The organism is Corynebacterium nasorum (assembly GCF_022347325.1).
GTDB classification, from domain to species: domain Bacteria; phylum Actinomycetota; class Actinomycetes; order Mycobacteriales; family Mycobacteriaceae; genus Corynebacterium; species Corynebacterium kefirresidentii.
This window is the reverse complement of sequence record NZ_JAKRDU010000002.1, coordinates 156,872-175,847: the sequence shown is the minus strand read 5'-3', so window position 1 is coordinate 175,847 and position 18,976 is coordinate 156,872. Positions and strand designations below refer to the sequence as shown.

The following is an 18,976-nucleotide window of genomic DNA, read 5'->3' as shown; positions in this document are numbered from 1 at the left end:
TGCTGTAGAACTTAGGCGTTCTCAGAAATCCACTGCTCGGTGAGCTTTCCTTCGTTATCGAAGAGCTCAGCCAGGGACTCGCCCACCTTCGGCTCGATGGCGGCGCCCATCATCGGGATATTGACGGAAATCTCGTTGACGTAGGACAGCTTGGTCATCTCGCCCTCGCCAGCCAGGGAGATATCGCCCTTGAAGTCCACCGGGGTGCCCTTGACATCTGCGGTGTAGTTAACGTCAGCGGCTTCACCGTTGAGCTCGCCTACGGTGACCACGCGCTTGACCTTGAGGTCCTGGGAGACCATGGCGCGCACTGCTTCTGGCAGCAGGGTGGTCGGCAGAACCTCGAAAAGGGTGGCTACGTTATCGCTGAAGTCGTGCACCTGGCCCGCCTCGGGGGAGAGGTTGGCCACGATGTACTCCCAGTATTCCTTGGTGAGCAGCGCCTTGTGAACCTTTTCGATGGGCTGATTGATGGTTACGGTGTTTTCACTACGGGTTGACATGCCTAACAGACTACCTTGGTAGGCGTGCTTGATAAATCTTTGACGCAACAGCTCACAGCGATCGAAGGGGTAGAACTGGACCCCACCGCCACCTTTGCGGATCTGACTACGCTGCGTGTGGGTGGAAAACCGCAGGCCGCACTGCGCTGCTCGCAGCCGGATGCCGCCGTTGCCGTGGTGCGTGCCCTTGATCACGCCGAAATGAATTTCATCGTCGTTGGCGGCGGCTCCAACCTCTTGGTGGCCGATGGCTCCGTGGATGTCGTCGCCGTCATCCTCGACTTTGATGAGGTGTCCATGGACCCCGAATCCGGTCTGGTGCACGCGCAGGCGGGTGCCAACTGGGATGATGTGGTGGCTCGCTCCGTTCAGCTTGGCCTGGGTGGCATCGAGTGCCTGTCCGGCATCCCCGGCACGGTGGGCGCGGTTCCGGTGCAAAACGTGGGTGCTTATGGCGCGGAAATCTCCGAGGTGCTTACCCGCGTGCGCCTTTATAATCGCCGCACCGATACCGATGAGTGGGTCCCTGCCTCCGATCTGGAGCTGGCCTATCGCTATTCCAACCTGAAATTCACCGGCCGCGCCGTCGTGCTCGAGGTAGAACTCCAACTCAACAACGATGGCCTATCCCGCCCGTTGCGCTTTGGCCAACTTACTCAGAACCCGGGCGAGCGCCGCCCCGTGGCCGAGGTCCGCGAGGAGGTCTTAAAGCTGCGCCGCGGCAAGGGCATGGTGCTCGACCCCACCGATCATGACACCTGGTCTGCCGGCTCCTTCTTCACCAACCCGGTGGTGGACTCCGCTCTTGCTGACGCCGTGCAGGCCAAGGTTCGTGCCTCGCTTGGCGACGCCACCGCAGACTCCATGCCTCGCCACCCCTCCTCCGAGGCCGACCGGGAAAAGCTTTCCGCGGCCTGGCTCATCGATCGCGCCGGGTTTGCCAAGGGCTACCCAGGCTCTGGCCGGGCTACGCTTTCGACAAAGCACACGCTGGCGCTTACCAACCGCGGCGAGGCTACGGCCGCCGATATCGTGGACCTTGCCCGCACCATCCGCGATGGCGTCCGCGATGCTTTCGGCGTGGAGCTCGTGCCCGAACCCGTCTGGATTGGCCTCGCCCTCGACGAGTAGCGCGAGGTTGCCCCTTCACACCGGGGCCTAAAACCTATAAAGCGGCCACGATAGCACCCTAAACCACACGGTCTTCGGGTCTATCGTGGCCGCTTTGCGGGCGTGGCGCCTGTCGCGTTTGTCGCGCCGCGAAGGTTTCTGGATTAGACCGCCATGACCTGAAGCCACTCATCCTTAGCACCCAAGAATGCGCGGGCCGCCTCCTGCGCACCCTCCAGGCTGTGGTGCGCACCCCAACCGCACTGCTCTTCGTTGGCCGCGGGTACCTCGGTGGCGTTAAGAATATCGTTGAGCGCGCCTTCTACCGCGCGCAGCAGCTCGTCTTGTTCCATGCCATTAGTGATGGCGTAGAAGCCGGTACGGCAGCCCATTGGGGCAAAACCGATGAGCTTATCGGTGTAATTGCGCATGAAGTTGGCCATCATGTGCTCCACCGAATGCAGCGCCTTGGTATCAAGGTGATCCTGATTAGGCTGGCAGAAGCGCAAGTCGTACTTAATGATTTCGACGCCGCCACCCAAATCCGTGTGGTCGGCCACGCGAATATACGGTGCGCTGACGAGGCGGTGGTCGAGTTCGAAGGACTTCACGTTGAGCTTCTTATCATTCTGTTCAGTCATGCTTCTCCAGTGTAATCACAGCTGAGTGTCACTTCCTGAAATAGATTCTTTACCGCATACGCTGGGATAATATGAGCACACTGGACGATTCCGCCGAGGTTCCTGGCGCCGCGAACATGGCGGCCGACGATCTGTCTGCTGGCGACCCGTCCGCCACTGCACGGCCGAGCGCTTCAGCCACTCCGGTAAGAGAATCCGTCTATGAGGGCGCGGATAAAATCGTGCCGAGTACCGCGCCCACCGTGGTCAAGATCGAAGGCCACACCGAAAATGTGGACCCGCTGGCCCGCGGTAACCGCTTGCGCAAGGAAAGCTGGGGGCTGGTGCTCCGCCGCGTGTGGGCGGACTTCTTCCACGATGCCTTGATGGATCGCGCCGCCACGATGACGTATTTCACGCTCATGGCCTTTGCTCCTACGGTGCTCGCGGCCTATTCGATAGCCACGCTCATCTTTTCCTCTCGGCGCGCCGAGGTACATGAATTAACCTCGCAGTTCATTGCGGATTACGTGCCGAGTTCGATGACGGAGCAGGCCGAGCACCTCGTGGGCTCCATCATTGGCTCCACAGCCCAAGGCACCTTCGCGCTGGTGGTATCCGTGCTGGTTTCTCTTTTTGCCGCCTCGGCCTATGTGCGTGCCTTCTCGCGCACCGCCAATACCGTTTACGGGCGGGTAGAGGGCCGCGGAATAATCCGCACCTGGGCACTCATGTGGGGGCTTACTATCGTCCTGGTCATCGGCGCGGTGATCGTGCTTTTTGCTAACCTGCTGCGCGATACCATTGTCAGCGGTGTGGTCGAACCGTTAGCCGGCAAGCTAGAGATGCAAGGCACCGCGGACTTTTTGGGCGGCATCTTTATGCCGGTGTGGAATTGGCTGCGCTTCCCGCTCACCGTGGTGGTCGTGCTGACGTTGATTGCCATCCTGTACCACTTTTCCCCGAATGTGCGGCCGGCGCGCTTCCGCTGGATAACTCTCGGTTCTGTGGTGGCGCTTAGCACCAATGTCGTGGTGTGGGGAGCCTTCGCGCTGTATACCCAGCGCTTTGCTGGGGCCAGCGTCTACGGAGCCTTCAGCCTCATCATGGCCGTATTCATGGCCGTGTGGCTATCTAATACGATGCTCATTTTGGGCATCAAAATCGATGCGGAGGTCTTGCGCGCCAAAGAATTGCAACTGGGTCTGCACGCCGCGCGGCATATTCAGGCCCCGCCGCGTTCCGATGCCGCCGCCAAATCCCAAGCCCGTGCCCAACATGACCTGGAAGAGCGGTCCGAGCGCATCTACAAACAAGCGGTGCGCAAAGCAGAAAACGACGCAGACTAGTCGCGGTGAAGGCGGGCAAGGAGATCGCGCCGGACATCACGGCGGCGCAGCTTACCTAGCTGATCTTCGGCGAGCTTATCCATGGCAAAGAATCTTTGCGGCACCTTATAGCGCGCCAGCAGCCCGCGGCAGTGCTCGCGCAAGGCAGCTTCGTCGACCCGGGCGCCGGGGGCTAGGACCACGCAGGCAGCGACGTCCTCAGAACCATCGGAGCGGGGAGTGCCTACGACGGCGGCTTGGGCGATATCGGGGTGGGAGGTTAAGGCCTCCTCAACCTCGCCGGGATAAACATTGAATCCGCCGGTAATGATGATTTCTTTAATGCGGCCCACCAACCGGATATGGCCATCGGGTTCGCGCACGCCCATGTCTCCTGTGCGGAACCAACCTTCATGGAAGGCGGCTGAGGTAGCGGGGGCGTCGGCAAGGTAGCCGCTAAAAACCTGCGGGCCGCGGGCGAGGATCTCGCCGGCCACGCCATCCGGTTGGGTGCGGCTGAGAGCGGCAGGATCGCCGATGCGCAGCTGCGTATCCGGCAGCGGCAGGCCGATGGTGCCGGCGCGCCGGGTGTCATCAAGGGGATTGATGGTCAGCACGGGAGAGGTTTCCGTCAGCCCATAACCTTCCACCAACATGCCACCGGTGCGTGCCTCCCAGGGGTCGATGATGCGCGAAGGCAACGAGGCCGCGCCCGAGATGGAATAGCGCACCCCGCCGAGATCCGAGGGAGACTCGGAATCAGCGGCAGTGGCAGCGTAGTTCATGGCGCGTTCGTAGATGGTCGGCACGCCCGGCATCCAGGTGGGGCGGCGGGTGGCAAGCGCTTCCGTCACTGCGTCGGTGTGTGGGGCGGCAAGCAGGATAATCTCGGCCGCGCAGCGCACCGCGAGCAGGACGTTCATCGTCAGGCCATAGGAATGGAACATGGGCAAAGCGGCCAAGAAGCGCTCATGGCCGGGGCGCAGCGGGGCCTGGGTTTCTAGCTGCAGGCAGTTGGCAGCGAGGTTGCCATGGGTTAAGACCACGCCCTTGGGGCGGGCAGTGGTGCCGGAGGTGTAGAGGATAAGGGCGGCGTCGGCAAGCGTGGCTGGGTACGGCTCCACCGGGGCACCGGAAAGGGGAAGGGGCTTGCTAAGGGAGACGGAGATAGTGGTCTCCACCTGCGCGGATACGGTGGGGGCAATGTCCTCCCAGGCAATGGCCACGTGGGCGCCATGATGGGCGAGCAGCGGGGTGAGCTCGTGCGCGGTATAGCGCGGGTTATGCTCCACCACCACCGCGCCCAGGCGCAGGATGGCGAAGAATGCCACCACGTGTTGCGGGCAATTAGGGAGCAGGAGCGCCACCCGGTCGCCGGGGCGCACGCCCATCTCGCGCAAGGCGCCGGCCGCGGCCGCCACCTGGGCATCGAGCTCGCTATAGGTTAGCGTGTGGCCGGCGAAGTAGGTGGCCGGGCGCTGTGGAAACTGTGCGACGGCCACCGTGAGGAAATCCGTCAAGGTAGCGCCATAGTGAATTTCTGCCATAGCCGATAAGTTTAGGCCTTTGCCTCCAACAGCTCGAGTAGGTCCTTGCGCACCTGGTGGCGGCGAATCTTGCCCAGATTATCGCGCGCCAAATCCTCAAAGTGATAGAACGTGCGTGGGACCTTGTAGCGGGTAAGGCGCTCGCGGCAAAATTCCTTCAATCCCTCGGGATCGAGCACGGCGCCATCGCGCAGGGTGACGCAACCGACGACGTCCTCGGAGCCATCCTGGCGGGGGCGACCCACGGCGGCGACGTCCACCACATCGGGGTGCTGCGCGATGGCCTCTTCCACCTCGGCGGGATACACGTTGAAGCCGCCGGTGATAATGATTTCTTTGATGCGGCTGACCAGCTTGATATAGCCATCCGGTTCCATCAGTGCCATATCGCCGGTGCGGAACCAGCCGTTATGGAAGGACTCCTCTGTTGCTTCTTGGTTGCCAAAATAGCCCTGGAAAATTTGCGGACCGCGCGCGAGCATCTCGCCCGGTTCGCCGTCAGGCTGGGTTTCATCCAGATTCTTCGGGTTGGCAATGCGTACCTCGGCATCTGGGAATGGGAGCCCCACATAGCCAGGGCGATTCTTTCCGTTCATGGGGTTGCCAATTAACACGGGGGAGCACTCGGTCATACCAAAGCCTTCTACGAGTCGTCCGCCGGTCATGGACTCCCACCGTTCCACGATTTCTACGGGCAGTGTAGCGGCACCGGAAAAAGCGTTGCGGATGCCGCTTAAGTCGACGTCCTTGTCTTCGGCTGCGTCCATGATCTTCTGATAGAGGGTGGGAACGCCCGGTAGCCACGTAGGCGTGTGCTTTTTTACGATGTCCAGGATGAGCGGCATTTGTGGGGAAGGAAGCAAGATAAGCTCGGCGCCCATGTACACGCTAAAAATGCACAGTGTGGTCATGCCGTAGGCGTGAAACATCGGTAATGCGGCGAGGAAGCGCTCTTTGTGCTTCCCCATTTCTGGAACCCAAGCTTGGCCTTGGATGCAATTAGCAATGAGATTGCCGTGCGAGAGCATTCCGCCTTTGGGTTTTCCGGTGGTGCCGGAGGTGTAAAGGATGAGCGCGACGTCATCCTGGCTGATGCGTGGCATTTCTAGGGCGTTGCCGTCGCCGCCAATAGCTGAGCCGATCAGGGTAGACCACGCTACTGTGTTTGGTGCATGCTCGGTGAGCTGCTCTCGTTTAGCAGCCAGCGGTGGGATAGGCAGGCGGAGCGCGAGGCGCTTGAGTGGTGGCATGGCATCGACCATGTTGACGGATACGATGGTTTCTAGCGGGGTGGTCGAGCGCAGCTTTTCCAGCGTGGAGGCGGTTTTATCCCAAGAGATTGCTACGCGGGCACCATGATCTCGGAAAAGGCCTTCCAATTCGTGGGCGGTATAAAGCGGGTTGTGCTCGACCACGGTGGCACCAAGTAGCTGTACCGCATAGAAGGCCGCGACGTGTTGGGGGCAGTTGGGCAGGACGATGGCCACCTTGTCGCCTGGGCGAATACCAAAAGCCTTGAGCCCGGCCGCGGCGGCGCGCACTTGGGCGTCGAGCTCCGCGTAGGTCTGCGTGCGGCCGAAGAAATAGGTGGCGGGTTTATTGGCGTTGACCCGCAGGTTATCGCGGTAGTAGTCGACGATGGTTTTATTACCGTAGTCCAGCGTGTGTGGGGTCCATTCGCTGTAGTGATCGAGCCAAGCTCGGGAGGTAGAAGCGGACACGCAGAAACCTTTCGTTTGGGTAAATAATTAGTTTTAAAAAATCAGTATAGAGAAAACGTGAAGAAGCCCTCTAGTTTTCTTCCAATGTCAGTAAAAAACGTTTGGCAGCTAGCCCACCCGCGTAGCCGCCGAGCCCGCCATCGCTGCGCAGCACACGATGGCACGGCCGCACGATAAGCAGGGGATTGGCGCCGCACGCACTGCCTACGGCCCGCGTCGCGCCGGGCCGGACGAGCTTCTTGGCGACGTCGCGGTAGGTGATGGTCTCCCCATAGCCAATCTCCGCCAGCTGCGCGTGCACCGCGGCGCGAAATGCCGTCGTCTCAGGCGGGTCTAGGGGCAGTTCAAAGGCGCGGCGCCGGCCGGCGAAATATTCCGCGAGCTGCGCCTGCGTTGCATCGAGAACGGCTGCGCTGTGCTTTTCGACGTCCCTTTCATCCCTACTGCCCACCGCTTCCGGCAGGGCACCGGTTGCGGTGAATTCCACGCGGGAAAGCCCCCGCGGGCTCGCCTGCAGGCGCAGGGGTCCGAGGGGGCTATCGATGAGGCGGAACATGCTAGTTCTTTTCGGCCTCGAGGCGGCGGATAAGGTCTGCCTGGACCTCGCGGCGGCGGATCTTGCCCATCTGATCCTTAGCCAGCTCTTCAAAGTGGTAGAAGGTGCGCGGGACCTTGTAGCGGGTCAGGCGCTCGCGACAGTAGTCCTTGAGGCCCTCCGGGTCGAGAGCGGCGCCATCGGCCAAGTCGAGGCAGGCCACGACGTCCTCGGAGCCGTCCTCGCGCGGGCGGCCGACCACGGCGACGTCATCAATGCTTGGGTGCTCGCGCAGGATTTCTTCCACCTCACCGGGGTAGACGTTGAAGCCGCCGGTGATGATGATTTCCTTGATGCGGCTGACCAGGCGGATGAAACCGTCTTCTTCCATGACGCCCATGTCGCCGGTGCGGAACCACTCGCCGTGGAAGGCGGCCTCGGTGGCTTCCTCATTGTTGAGGTAGCCCTTGAAGACCTGCGGACCGCGGGCCAGCACCTCGCCTTCGACGCCGTCCGGCTGGGTCTCGTCCAGGTTATCCGGGTTGGCAATGCGCACCTGGGTATCCGGGAACGGAAAGCCCACGTAGCCTGGGCGGCGGTCGGTGGTCATGGGGTTGCCCCCAATAATCGGCGAGCACTCGGTGAGGCCATAGCCCTCCACCAGGAGGCCGCCGGTGTAGTTCTCCCACTTCTTGACCGTGTCCGAAGGCAAGGTAGAAGCGCCGGAGAAGGCTGCGCGCACGCCCTTGATAGGAATCTGCTGCTCGTCGGCGGCTTTGACGATTCGCTCGTAGAGCGTCGGTACACCCGGCACCCAGGTCGGGGTGTGCTTTTTCATCAGCTGCATGATGAGCGACATATCCGGCTTAGGCAGGATAACCAGCTCGCCGCCGATAAACTGCGCCAGGGTCACGTTCATGGTCAGGCCATAAGCATGGAAGAAGGGGAGGGCGGCGAGCATGCGCTCGGGCTTATCGCCCAAGCCCGGTACCCACGCCTTGCCCTGCAAGAGGTTGGAAAACAGGTTTCCATGGGAGAGCATGGCCCCCTTCGGGGCGCCGGTGGTACCAGAGGTGTACATGATGAGTGCGATGGTGTCCTTGTCCACGTCTTCCGGCGTGGTGATATCGCTGCCGTCGCCACCGATTGCGTTGCCCACCAAAGTTTCCCACGGAACAGTATTTGGCGCCGGGGAAGATAGCTGCTCGCGCTTGGACTTGAGCGGCGGAATAGGCAGGCGCAAAGCGGCGCGCTGCAGGGTGGGCATGGCGTTGATCATGTTGATGGACACGACCGTTTCCAGGTTGGTGGTCGCGCGCAGCTTCTCCAGGGTGGGCGCGGCCTTGTCCCAGGCGATGGCGATGCGCGCGCCGTGGTCCTGGAACATCCCTTCCAGCTCGTGGGCGGTATACAGCGGGTTGTGCAGTACCACCTGGGCGCCCAGCTTCAAGATGGCATAAAACACCGCGATGAACTGCGGCGAGTTGGGCGCCACGATGGCTACGCGGTCACCGGGGCGTACACCGAAGGCCTTCAAGCCAGCGGCCGCAGCGCGAACCTGACGGTCCAGCTCCGCATACGTTTGGGTGCGGCCGAAGAAGTAGGTGGCCGATTTATCGGCGTTGACCTCAAGATTATTGTCGTAAACGTCCAGCAGCGTGGTCTCGCCATACTCGAGGTGGTGCGGTGTCCATTCCGGGTAATACTGGAGCCAAGCCTGTGATTCGTATGCGGACAAAACTTTACCTTTCGGTTGCGTAGGTTTCTGGCAGGGGCCAGTATAGCGCCGGTAGAATTGAGCGCCATGCGCATCGCCATGATCTCTATGCATACATCCCCTATCGAGCAGCCTGGCTCAGGGGATGCGGGCGGAATGAACGTCTACGTCCTCAATAGTGCGCGCCAACTGGCTCGCCGGGGAATCGAGGTGGACGTCTACACCCGCGCCACGCGGCCTAGCCAGGGCGAAATCATTGAGGTTGAACCCCACCTGCGCGTCATTAATATCGTCGCCGGGCCGTACGAGGGCCTGGATAAAGAGGATCTGCCTACCCAGCTGGCCGCCTTCGCCGGCGGCATGGTGCAATTTGCCAAATGGCAGGGCAAGAAATATGACCTCATCCACTCCCATTATTGGCTCTCCGGCCAGGTGGGCTGGCTGCTGCGGGATCTCTGGGGCATCCCGCTCATCCACACGGCCCATACCCTCGCCGCGGTGAAAAACGCCTCGCGGACGGCGGATGACACCTTGGAGTCCGAGGCCCGCCGCATCTGCGAACAGCAATTGGTGGATAACGCGGACTTGCTGGTGGTCAATACCGAGCAAGAAGCCCGCGACTTGGCCGAACATTATGATGCCGAGAGAGCCAATATTCGCGTGGTCTCGCCCGGCGCCGACGTAGAGCTTTTTACCCCTGGCACGGACCGCAATACCGAGCGCTCCCGCCGCGAGTTGGGCATTCCGCTGCACACCAAGGTGGTGGCCTTTGTCGGCCGCTTACAAAAATTCAAAGGCCCGGAGGTGCTCATCCGCGCCACGGCCGAGCTCTTCCGCCGCGAGCCGGCCCGCAACCTGCGGGTGGTTATCTGCGGTGGCCCGTCGGGGGCCAATACAGCGCCGGAGGCATATAGGGAGTTGGCGCGTGAGTTGGGCGTCGATAAGCGGGTGCGCTTTTTGGGTGCCCGCCCGCCGGAGGAACTGGTGGGGGTCTACCGCGCGGCTGATATTGTGGCGGTGCCCAGCTATAACGAGTCCTTCGGCCTGGTGTCGCTGGAGGCCCAAGCCTCTGGCACGCCGGTGGTTGCTGCCGCCGTCGGCGGGCTGCCCATTGCCGTGGCCGACGGGGAGACTGGCTTGCTGGTGCACTCGCACGATCCGGAGGATTGGGCTGATGCTTTGGCCCGCCTGCTTGACGACGACCCCATGCGCATCGCCATGGGCGAAGCCGCCGTCGCCCACGCCGCGCGTTTTAGCTGGGCCAGCTCCGCCGCCGCGCTTGCAGAAATCTATGACGAGGCCAGCCATATCGAGGTTCCAGACTGCCATCAACGGCGGGCAAGTGGTGATTAAACCTCCTACGCCGGGAGCCATTTCGTGGCATGCTGGAAACATGACTAACGGAAAGCTAATTCTCCTTCGCCATGGCCAATCCAAGTGGAATGAGTCCAACCAGTTCACTGGCTGGGTCGATGTAGATCTGACCGAAAAGGGTGAGGCGGAAGCCAAGCGCGGCGGCGAGCTGCTCGCGCAGGAAGGCATTCTGCCGGACGTCCTTTATACCTCTCTTCTGCGCCGCGCTATCCGCACCGCAAATATCGCGCTCAATGCCGCCGATCGTCACTGGATCCCAGTAGTGCGCGATTGGCGTCTCAACGAGCGCCACTACGGCGCCCTGCAAGGCCTGAATAAGGCTGAGACCAAGGAAGAGTACGGCGAGGAAAAGTTCATGGCATGGCGCCGCTCCTATGACACGCGCCCGCCAGAGCTGGCCGATGACTCCGAATACTCGCAGGCCAATGACCCGCGCTACGCAGACCTAGATAAGGTCCCGCAGACCGAGTGCCTCAAGGATGTTGTCGCCCGCTTTGTGCCGTACTTTGAAGAGGAAATCCTCCCGCGCGCCAAGAAGGGCGAGACCGTGCTCATCGCCGCTCACGGTAACTCCCTGCGCGCACTGGTCAAGCACCTGGACAATATTTCTGATGATGATATTGCCGGATTGAATATCCCCACCGGCATCCCGCTGGTTTATGAGATTACCGAGGACGGCTCGGTAGCAAACCCAGGCGGTACCTATCTGGATCCGGAAGCTGCTGCTGCCGGTGCCGCCGCCGTTGCTGCGCAGGGCGGTAAGTAAGTAACCGCGCTAAAGTCCCCGGGGAGTATTCCCTGGGGACTTTGTGATGGATAGGCTAGACACGTGGAATTGATTCTTTCCTTTGCCGCCGGAGTGGTGGCCTGCGGGTTGGCGCTGCCGGCGATGTCTTGGGCGCGCGGGCGCATTGCGCGCTACCGGCAGGCTACCGATGTCGGGGCCAATCAGGTTACGACGGTTAGCCAGGTGCTGCACTTGGCCGTGCAAGGCTCGCCGACGGCGCTGACGGTGCTGGACCGCAGCCAGGAAATCGTCATGTCTAACCCGGCCGCGCATGAGATGTCCTTGGTGCATGACCGCGCCGTTAACCCGGAGGTATGGGAGACCGCGCAGGAAGTCTTCGAAGACAAGGAGACCCGCACCGTCGACATAGCTATTCCCAAGCGGCGCACGGGACACCGCGTCACGCAGGTCAGGGCGGTGATTAAGCCACTGACTCTTAATGACGGCCGCTTTGTCATCGTCTACGGCACCGATGAAAGCGAAAATGTCCGCATGGAGTCCGCCCGCCGTGACTTCGTGGCGAACGTCTCCCACGAGCTCAAGACACCCGTCGGCGGCATTGCCTTGCTGGCAGAGGCCCTGCTACAAGATCCCGGTGACCAAGAGACCGTGGAGTACTTTGGCAATAAGGTCTATAAGGAAGCCAACCGCATGGCCGATATGGTCAGCGAACTTATCTCCCTGTCCAAGCTGCAGGGCGCCGAGGCCCTGCCGGAGATGGAACCGCTGGCCGTAGATGATCTCATCGATGAAGCCCTCTCGCGCAACCACCTTGCTGCCGAGGCCCGTTCCATCGAGCTCAACCGCGGCGCCTCTGTCGGCGTGCAGGTTAAAGGCGATCGATCCCTGCTGGTAACAGCACTATCCAACCTGGTCTCCAATGCGATTAACTACTCGCCGGAGAAAATGCCGGTGTCTGTCTCCCAAAAGGTGGTGGATGGTGGGGTCGTACTCATCCGCGTCACGGACCGTGGCATTGGCATCGCACCGGATGACCAGAAACGTGTTTTTGAACGCTTCTTCCGTGTAGACCAAGCCCGGTCGCGGCAGACCGGAGGCACTGGCCTAGGATTAGCAATTGTTAAACACGTGGTGGCCAACCATGGTGGCAATATCAAACTATGGTCCCGGCCGGGTACGGGTTCTACATTCACCATTGAATTGCCCATCTACAGGGAAGAAAAGCCAGCGCAGGAAGCTGGCATGAAGGATAATGAGAAAAGGGATGCCGTCGACGCGGCGGCGCCTGGGCTCCCGCGTGCAGTGGCACGCGTTGCAGCACGTCGAAAGGATAAAGCACAATGACCACCATGCTCATCGTTGAAGATGAAGAGTCGCTGGCAGATCCGCTGGCATTCCTCCTCCGCAAGGAAGGTTTTGAGCCCATCATCGCGCATGATGGCCCTACCGCGCTGGAAAAGTTTGCCGCAAACGACATCGATATCGTCCTTTTGGACCTCATGCTGCCCGGCATGTCCGGCACCGAGGTATGCAAACAGCTGCGCACTACTTCGTCCGTGCCCGTCATCATGGTCACCGCGCGCGACTCCGAGATTGATAAGGTCGTCGGCCTCGAGCTGGGCGCCGATGACTACGTCACCAAGCCTTATTCTTCCCGCGAGCTTATCGCCCGCATCCGTGCGGTACTGCGCCGCGGCCATGATTCTGGAGCCGGTGCCGAGGCCGAGGCCGAGGAAGAGGTTGCCGAGCAGATCCTCGAAGGCGGCCGCGTCAAGATGGACGTGGAGCGCCACACCGTTACCGTCGCAGATGAGCCGGTATCCATGCCTCTCAAGGAATTCGACCTCCTGGAGTACCTATTGCGCAACGCCGGCCGCGTGCTCACCCGCGGTCAGCTCATTGACCGCATTTGGGGCGCTGATTATGTCGGAGATACCAAGACGCTCGACGTCCACGTCAAGCGCCTCCGCTCCAAGATTGAGGAACAGCCCTCCCGCCCGAAGCACTTGGTTACTGTGCGCGGTCTGGGCTATAAATTCGAGCTCTAATCTTCCGCCTGCAGGCTCCCGGCCTTCACACTGGCCGGGTGCTGCGTGAGCTGGACGCCGTGTTCGGCCGCCGCCGCTCGGGCCTTGCAGTGCGCGGCCAGAATCTCATAAGACTCGCGGCCCATTAGTGCTACCAGCTCGTCCTCGTGCGACTGCCACATCGGCAGCGGGTTGGCGTGACAGGCGGAATCGGCCGAGCAATACCAATCAAAATCTTCGCCGCCATTGCCCCAACCGCGACGGTCATACTCGCCTATCTGGGTGCGTAGGATCTCCTGCCCATCCGGGCGTTCTTCATAATCCTCGTACCGGCGCAGCGGCAGCTGCCAGCACACCTCCGGCTTGACTACTGTGAGCTCTTCGCCAGCATCCACCGCCCACTGGTGCAGTGCGCAGCCCGTGCCCGTAGCCCAACCGGCGCGGTTGGCGAAAATGCACGCTCCATCCACAATCGGCGTCTTAAGGGCCGGCTCCGGTTCCCCGTCCTCGCCGTCGAGCTCGTCCCATTCCAGCCACGGCTCTAATTCATCCGTATCGTCTTGCGCGAGGAATTCATCTACCCCCGCTGGGCGCAGCTGCCAATATTCGGCGGGCATGCGCGCGACGGCGTCATAAAGCTGGTCGCGGTCTTCCTCATCGGCCATATAAGCTCCATGCACGCAGCAGCCCACTTCGGGCTGGCGCTTGTCGATGCCCCGGCATGCCGAAGTACCAAACTGGCAGCTGTAGTGCGATTCCACCCATGTCAGGTCGATGGAAAAGACGTGGTGTGGGTCGTTCGGATTGGTAAATTCAAACCACTCCCGCGGGAAATCGGGGGCCTCTTCGCGGCTTGCTCTTATCGACGCCGCCGCGGGCGAGCTCGCGGGAAAACCTAGATATACCGTGTCAGATTTTGGGCGATTCACACCTAACCACGGTAGACCTACTACGCTATTAGTGTGCGATTAGGTGTATTAGACGTCGGAAGCAATACTGTCCACCTTGTTGCGGTCGATGCCGCGACGGGCGGACGGCCGACTCCGATGAGTGATTGGAAGACCCCGCTCCGGCTGGTAGAACAGCTGGATAAGAAGGGCAACATCCATGAAAAGGGTGTAAAGAAGCTGGTCAGTGCCGTAGCTGAAGCTAGCGAGCTGGGTGAAAAGCTGGGCTGCGCTGAATTCATTGCCTTTGCTACCTCGGCGGTGCGCTCCGCGCCCAATTCTGAGGAAGTGCTCGATGAGGTGGAAAAGCATACTGGCGTGCGCCTGCAAATCCTCTCCGGCGTGGAAGAAGCCCAGCTGACCTTCCTCTCCGCGCGTCGCTGGTATGGCTGGTCCGCTGGCCGTATCACCAACCTGGATATCGGCGGCGGCTCGCTGGAGCTTTCCACCGGTACTGATGAGCACCCCGACCTTGCTTTCTCCCTCGACCTAGGTGCCGGCCGGTTGACCCATAATTGGTTCGATACCGACCCACCAGAGAAGAAGAAGGTAAGTGCGCTGCGCGATTTTATTGATGCGGAGCTTGAGGACGTTGCCGCACAGATGAAGGCGATGGGTCCCGCCGGCCTCGCCGTGGGCACCTCTAAAACCTTCCGTACGCTTGCACGACTTACCGGTTCTGCGCCCTCGTCTGCCGGCCCATACGTCAAGCGCACGCTGACTGCACCGGGTCTGCGTCAGTTGATTTCCTTCATCTCCCGCATGACTGCGGCAGACAGAGCGGACCTAGAAGGTGTAAGTTCTAACCGATCGCACCAAATCGTTGCCGGCGCTCTGGTGGCCGAGGCATCCATGCGAGCCTTGGAAATCGAGAAGCTGGAAATCTGCCCATGGGCGCTGCGTGAGGGCGTCATTTTGCGCCGGACCGACAAGGGATTGGAATAGGAAGAGATCATGGCTGACCAGAATAAGTTGACCGTGGCAGAGCTGCTGGCTCGCAATAACAAAGCCCGCGGCGAGAAGGAAAGCAAGAAAGACAACCGTTCTCGTCGCCACCGCCGCAGCCTGGATGAAGGCGGCATTTCCGTTGCCGAGCTGACCGGCAACCTCAAAAAGGTCAAGGCTTCTCCTGCTGAGGCCAAGCACACCTCCGTCTCTATCGACGAAGACGCCCCCGTCATCCGTTCCCCCAAGTCAGTCGAACAGGCCGGTGCCGATTCCGCGAAGAAGCCCGCCGCAAAGCCGGCGGCAAAGCGCGCGGCACAGCCCGCAGCTAAGGCGGCGCAGACTACCAAGCCCACCACAAAGACTGCAGCTGCTTCGTCCGCTACTCCGGCCGCTGCTGCTACCGGCGCGGCACCGGACGCGGCGAAGAAGAACCAGCCTTCAGCCGATGACACCGCGGTAATCCAGCGGGTGGATAAGGCGGGCGAGGCTAAACCTGCTGCGGCAAAGTCTGCTGCGGACACACCAGCGGCAAAGAAGCCAGCCGCAGACAAGGCCCGTGCTGAAAAGCAGGGCACTGCGAAGCCTGCTGCTGAAAAGCCTAAGGATGACAAGCGCGCGAAGGCGGCCGGAGCAGGAGCTGCGGCAGCGGGCGCTGGAGCGGCAGGTGCTGGAGCGGCCGCGGCGGCGGTGCCAGCGTCGAAGAAGGCGGGCGTCGCCAAGAGCGCAGAGGAAACCGGCAACCTACCCAAGGTCGAGGACAACGAGGATTGGGTGGAAGAAGAGCACGAGAAGCTCAACCCGGTATCCATCCTGCTGATGATCGTCGCGGGCATCCTGCTGGCGATTGTCATCTTCAAGGGCTTTGAGATTCTGTGGGATAACTTCCCACGCCTGGTTGTTGCCGTCCTGGCGTTGTGCGTCACCGCGATTATGGTCGGTGTGACCCACGCGCTGCGCACCGCACGCGATGGTTTCTCCATGTTCCTGGCCGGCTTTACCGGCCTCGTCCTTACCTTCGGCCCGCTGCTATTGGTTATGCTTTAAGCCCGCGCTTGGCGATGCCCCGGTTACCCCACACGGTAGCCGGGGTTCCGCATTTTTGGCATGGTGGAGACTATGACAAAAATTGCAATTTTAGGCGGCGGACAAATCGGTGAGGCTTTGACCTCGGGACTCGTGGCATCGGGCTTTGCAGGCTCGGATATCACGGTTACCAATCGCACCGAATCGCGCAGCCACGAACTCGAACAGACCTATGGCGTGAATACCACCAGCGATAATGCGGCCGCGGTAGACGGCGCGGACTATATCTTCGCGTGCGTGAAGCCCTACGCCATCCTGGAACTGCTCGAAGGCCTGTCGCCGGCGAAGGACGCCGTGGTCGTTTCCATGGCCGCAGGCCTAACGCTAGAGCAGCTGCAGGGTGCGGTGGGCGAAGGCCAGCCGGTGGTGCGCGTCATGCCCAATACCCCCATGTTGGTGCGCCGCGGCATGTGCACCTGCGCGCCCGGCGAACATGTGAGCGATGCCCAGATGGACGGCGTGCGCGAGCTGCTCGAAGCCGTTGGCGAGGTTGCGGTTATCCCAGAGAAGAATATCGACGCCGCCACCGCGCTGGCGGGCTCCTCCCCGGCATACTTTTTCCTCGTGGCAGAGGCGCTTGTCGACGCCGGCGTGCAGCTCGGCCTTCCCCGCGACGTCGCTGAGAAGCTTGCCGCCCAGGCTGCGGCCGGCTCCGGCGAGATGTTGGCCAGCTCTGGCCGCTCGGCCACCCAGCTGCGTGCCGGAGTGACCTCGCCGGGCGGCACCACCGCGGCCGCTGTTCGCGAGCTGGAGGAGTCCGGCCTGCGCGGAGCGTTCTACCGCGCGGCAGAGGCCTGCTCCGACAAGGCTAAGGAGCTTGGCTAAAGCTTCCGTGCGCGACCTTCCCGTGGTGGGGGTGTACCCGCCCGGGAGCGTTGGGGCGGGTGTTAAGCAGCGCTTTCGGGGTAAACCCTAATGAATGCTGTGAAGAAATTTGGCACTTGGGTCGCATTAGTCACATGTTTCACGATAGGCTAGGACAAGCACGTGCGTGAAGTCCTGTGGGAGGGGAAGCCTACAGCGCGCACCGAGCTGAAGGGTTAGATATATATGGCAAATGAAGATAAGGGAACCTTTCTGACGATCGCGGAGGTCGCCGAGATTATGCGCGTCTCCAAGATGACCGTCTACCGTTTGGTTCACGCAGGCGAAATGCCGGCTGTTCGCGTTGGACGCTCTTTCCGCGTCCACGAGTCCGCCGTCAACGAGTACTTGGAGGCATCCGTCTACGGAGCCTAGGCTCGCGCCGCACTAGACAGCGCCCACCTCTGCTGGCCATCGTGGTCAGCGGTGGTGGGCGCTGTTCTTTCTCCTGGGCCCTTTTTGGTCACGGGCTGGGAGCTGGGTAAGATGGTGTGCATTCGTGTCGGCTCGCTGATGTGGCCCGCGGTCCGTGTGGCCACGGCGGCAAGAGTGCACCTTCGCCGTTTTAGCGCTGACAAGTTTGACAGTACGTACTATTTGAAAGTGAGGACTCTATGGGTTCCGTCATTAAGAAGCGCCGCAAGCGCATGTCCAAGAAGAAGCACCGCAAGATGCTGCGCCGCACCCGCGTGCAGCGCCGTAAGCTGGGCAAGTAAACCCAGCCCGCTTCTTGCCCTCCGCCATTGTGCGGAGGGTTTTTGCATGCTTGCCGATGTCCCCCAGCGCCCGCTACCGCCCTCGCTACCGCCGGTAGTAGCGCCAGCCGCCATAGGAAAAGGCAGCGGTGGCCAGGGCCGGCAGGCCATAGGTGCGGATAGCGCGACGCACTGAGCGATAGTCGCGCACCAGCCAGCCGTGCTCGCTGGCGATGGTGCGCAGCTTACGGTCTGGGTTAATGGCCACGGCGGTACCGACCATGGACAGCATGGGCACGTCGTTGGCGGAATCCGAATACGCGGTGCAGCGCGAAAGGTCCAAGCCCTCGATGGTCGCGAGCGCGGCTACGGCGTGCTTTTTGCCGGGGCCGTGCAGGATATCGCCGACCAGCCGGCCGGTGAACTTGCCATCCTTGACCTCCGCGACGGTGCCGAGCGCTCCCGTAAACCCGAATCGCCGCGCGAGCACCTGCGCTAGCTGCACCGGGGTGGCCGTGACCAACCACACCTGCTGGCCGGCGGCTAAGTGCATTTCTGCTAACTGGGTAGTGCCAGGGTATGCGCGGCGCGCGAGCGAGGCGTCCACGATCTCCTCGCATAGATCGACCAGCTCGTCGACGCTGCGGCCTTTGACAAACTCCAGCGCCTGCGCACGGCCGGCGGCGACGTCTCGGGCATTTTCGCTGCCGGAGACGCGGAATTTAAGCTGCTTCCACGCAATCGGCAAGATTTCTGATAACCGGAAGTAGCGCTTGCGCGCCAACCCGAAGGCGAATTCCACGAGGGAGGAGCCTTGGATGAGGGTATTGTCGACGTCGAAAAACGCCGCCGCGCCCACATCTACCGGTACGTCCGGGTCCTGGGCGGTAATACGCTGCGCGCCCGCCGCGTCATAAGAGCCGGTTACCGAATCCACACCGGAGGCAAAATCCTCTAGCTCCAGCCCGAATTCTTCCAATGCCGCCGCGGCCGCGGCTTCGCCGGCGGTGCGCTGGGATTCCTCATCCAGCGGGGCGAGCGCCTGGTTTTCTAAAAAATTACGCAGATTGCCGCGCGAAGCGGTCCAGTTGGCCAAGAATTCGCGGGGAGTTTCAGGGAACCCTGGGGGAGTGGTAGCGGACACGAGTCAGACAAACAGCTTTCGCAAACGCGGGGTGGACTAACGTGTCCATAGTAATGGTTTCGACC

General features: G+C 61.5%; 19 protein-coding genes. 11 read left to right on the top strand and 8 right to left on the bottom strand.

Translation table 11 applies throughout. From position 1 onward, the window contains the following. Positions 1-11: 11 nt before the first annotated feature. The gene (locus tag MHK05_RS03185) at positions 12-503 is read right to left on the bottom strand and encodes a DUF2505 domain-containing protein (RefSeq protein ID WP_005327201.1); all 492 of its coding nucleotides are present in this window, start codon (positions 501-503) and stop codon (positions 12-14) included. Between the two features lie 24 nt (positions 504-527). On the opposite strand from MHK05_RS03185, the gene MHK05_RS03180 reads away from it, so the two are divergent. Then, positions 528-1,634 carry a UDP-N-acetylmuramate dehydrogenase gene (locus tag MHK05_RS03180; protein WP_239204773.1) on the top strand — a complete coding sequence of 369 codons (1,107 nt, stop codon included), beginning with the start codon at positions 528-530 and terminating at the stop codon, positions 1,632-1,634. A 143-nt stretch (positions 1,635-1,777) separates the two neighbouring features. On the opposite strand, the gene MHK05_RS03175 is transcribed toward MHK05_RS03180, so the two are convergent. Next, positions 1,778-2,254 carry an S-ribosylhomocysteine lyase gene (locus MHK05_RS03175; protein ID WP_239204771.1) on the bottom strand — a complete coding sequence of 159 codons (477 nt, stop codon included), beginning with the start codon at positions 2,252-2,254 and terminating at the stop codon, positions 1,778-1,780. 71 nt (positions 2,255-2,325) lie between these two features. Here MHK05_RS03175 and MHK05_RS03170 point away from each other — a divergent pair, with 71 nt between their 5' ends. Further along, the gene (locus MHK05_RS03170; RefSeq protein ID WP_239204769.1) at positions 2,326-3,582 is read left to right on the top strand and encodes a YihY/virulence factor BrkB family protein; all 1,257 of its coding nucleotides are present in this window, start codon (positions 2,326-2,328) and stop codon (positions 3,580-3,582) included. Here MHK05_RS03170 and MHK05_RS03165 read toward each other — a convergent pair. From MHK05_RS03165 to MHK05_RS03150, 4 genes are all read right to left on the bottom strand, one after another. Further along, positions 3,579-5,108: an AMP-binding protein gene (locus MHK05_RS03165; protein WP_239204767.1), complete on the bottom strand. Its 1,530-nt coding sequence runs from the start codon at positions 5,106-5,108 to the stop codon at positions 3,579-3,581. The two genes, MHK05_RS03170 and MHK05_RS03165, sit on opposite strands and share 4 nt — an antisense overlap. 11 nt (positions 5,109-5,119) lie before the next feature. Then, positions 5,120-6,829, bottom strand: coding sequence for a long-chain-fatty-acid--CoA ligase (locus MHK05_RS03160; RefSeq protein WP_239204765.1), 1,710 nt, complete (start codon positions 6,827-6,829; stop codon positions 5,120-5,122). Positions 6,830-6,899: 70 nt separating this feature from the next. Next, positions 6,900-7,385, bottom strand: coding sequence for a methylated-DNA--[protein]-cysteine S-methyltransferase (locus tag MHK05_RS03155; RefSeq protein ID WP_239204763.1), 486 nt, complete (start codon positions 7,383-7,385; stop codon positions 6,900-6,902). Position 7,386: 1 nt separating this feature from the next. Next, positions 7,387-9,102, bottom strand: coding sequence for a long-chain-fatty-acid--CoA ligase (locus tag MHK05_RS03150; RefSeq protein WP_239204761.1), 1,716 nt, complete (start codon positions 9,100-9,102; stop codon positions 7,387-7,389). 66 nt (positions 9,103-9,168) lie between these two features. Between MHK05_RS03150 and mshA the strand changes: the two genes are divergently transcribed. The 4 genes from mshA to MHK05_RS03130 all read left to right on the top strand — a co-directional run bounded on the left by mshA (position 9,169) and on the right by MHK05_RS03130 (position 13,251). Beyond that, positions 9,169-10,434, top strand: coding sequence for a D-inositol-3-phosphate glycosyltransferase (mshA, locus tag MHK05_RS03145; protein ID WP_239204759.1), 1,266 nt, complete (start codon positions 9,169-9,171; stop codon positions 10,432-10,434). Between the two features lie 40 nt (positions 10,435-10,474). Further along, a complete protein-coding gene (locus MHK05_RS03140) occupies positions 10,475-11,221 on the top strand; it encodes a phosphoglyceromutase (protein WP_023020469.1) in 747 nt (248 codons plus the stop codon). Between the two features lie 63 nt (positions 11,222-11,284). After that, complete coding sequence (locus tag MHK05_RS03135) at positions 11,285-12,547, top strand: sensor histidine kinase (RefSeq protein ID WP_200288320.1); 1,263 nt, start codon at positions 11,285-11,287, stop codon at positions 12,545-12,547. Then, the gene (locus tag MHK05_RS03130) at positions 12,544-13,251 is read left to right on the top strand and encodes a response regulator transcription factor (RefSeq protein ID WP_239204757.1); all 708 of its coding nucleotides are present in this window, start codon (positions 12,544-12,546) and stop codon (positions 13,249-13,251) included. The genes MHK05_RS03135 and MHK05_RS03130 overlap by 4 nt, the downstream gene beginning before the upstream one ends. Here MHK05_RS03130 and MHK05_RS03125 read toward each other — a convergent pair. Beyond that, the gene (locus MHK05_RS03125) at positions 13,248-14,159 is read right to left on the bottom strand and encodes a DUF3109 family protein (RefSeq protein ID WP_239204755.1); all 912 of its coding nucleotides are present in this window, start codon (positions 14,157-14,159) and stop codon (positions 13,248-13,250) included. The two genes, MHK05_RS03130 and MHK05_RS03125, sit on opposite strands and share 4 nt — an antisense overlap. Before the next feature lie 33 nt (positions 14,160-14,192). Here MHK05_RS03125 and MHK05_RS03120 point away from each other — a divergent pair, with 33 nt between their 5' ends. From MHK05_RS03120 to MHK05_RS03100, 5 genes are all read left to right on the top strand, one after another. Then, positions 14,193-15,122 carry a Ppx/GppA family phosphatase gene (locus MHK05_RS03120; RefSeq protein ID WP_080971159.1) on the top strand — a complete coding sequence of 310 codons (930 nt, stop codon included), beginning with the start codon at positions 14,193-14,195 and terminating at the stop codon, positions 15,120-15,122. Positions 15,123-15,131: 9 nt separating this feature from the next. Further along, entirely contained in the window at positions 15,132-16,169 is a 1,038-nt protein-coding gene (locus tag MHK05_RS03115) for an Rv0497 family membrane protein (protein ID WP_239204753.1), read from the top strand. A gap of 72 nt (positions 16,170-16,241) precedes the next feature. Next, on the top strand, positions 16,242-17,033 hold the full coding sequence (gene proC, locus MHK05_RS03110; protein ID WP_239204751.1) for a pyrroline-5-carboxylate reductase: 792 nt from the start codon (positions 16,242-16,244) through the stop codon (positions 17,031-17,033). A gap of 225 nt (positions 17,034-17,258) precedes the next feature. Next, positions 17,259-17,447 carry a helix-turn-helix domain-containing protein gene (locus MHK05_RS03105; RefSeq protein ID WP_005527601.1) on the top strand — a complete coding sequence of 63 codons (189 nt, stop codon included), beginning with the start codon at positions 17,259-17,261 and terminating at the stop codon, positions 17,445-17,447. A gap of 239 nt (positions 17,448-17,686) precedes the next feature. Continuing rightward, positions 17,687-17,788, top strand: a complete 102-nt coding sequence (locus tag MHK05_RS03100; RefSeq protein ID WP_003855542.1) for a 30S ribosomal protein bS22 — start codon at positions 17,687-17,689, stop codon at positions 17,786-17,788. A gap of 85 nt (positions 17,789-17,873) precedes the next feature. Here the strand turns inward: MHK05_RS03100 and MHK05_RS03095 are convergent, their stop codons facing one another. Further along, entirely contained in the window at positions 17,874-18,911 is a 1,038-nt protein-coding gene (locus MHK05_RS03095) for an HAD family hydrolase (protein ID WP_239204749.1), read from the bottom strand. Between the last annotated feature and the right edge of the window lie 65 nt (positions 18,912-18,976).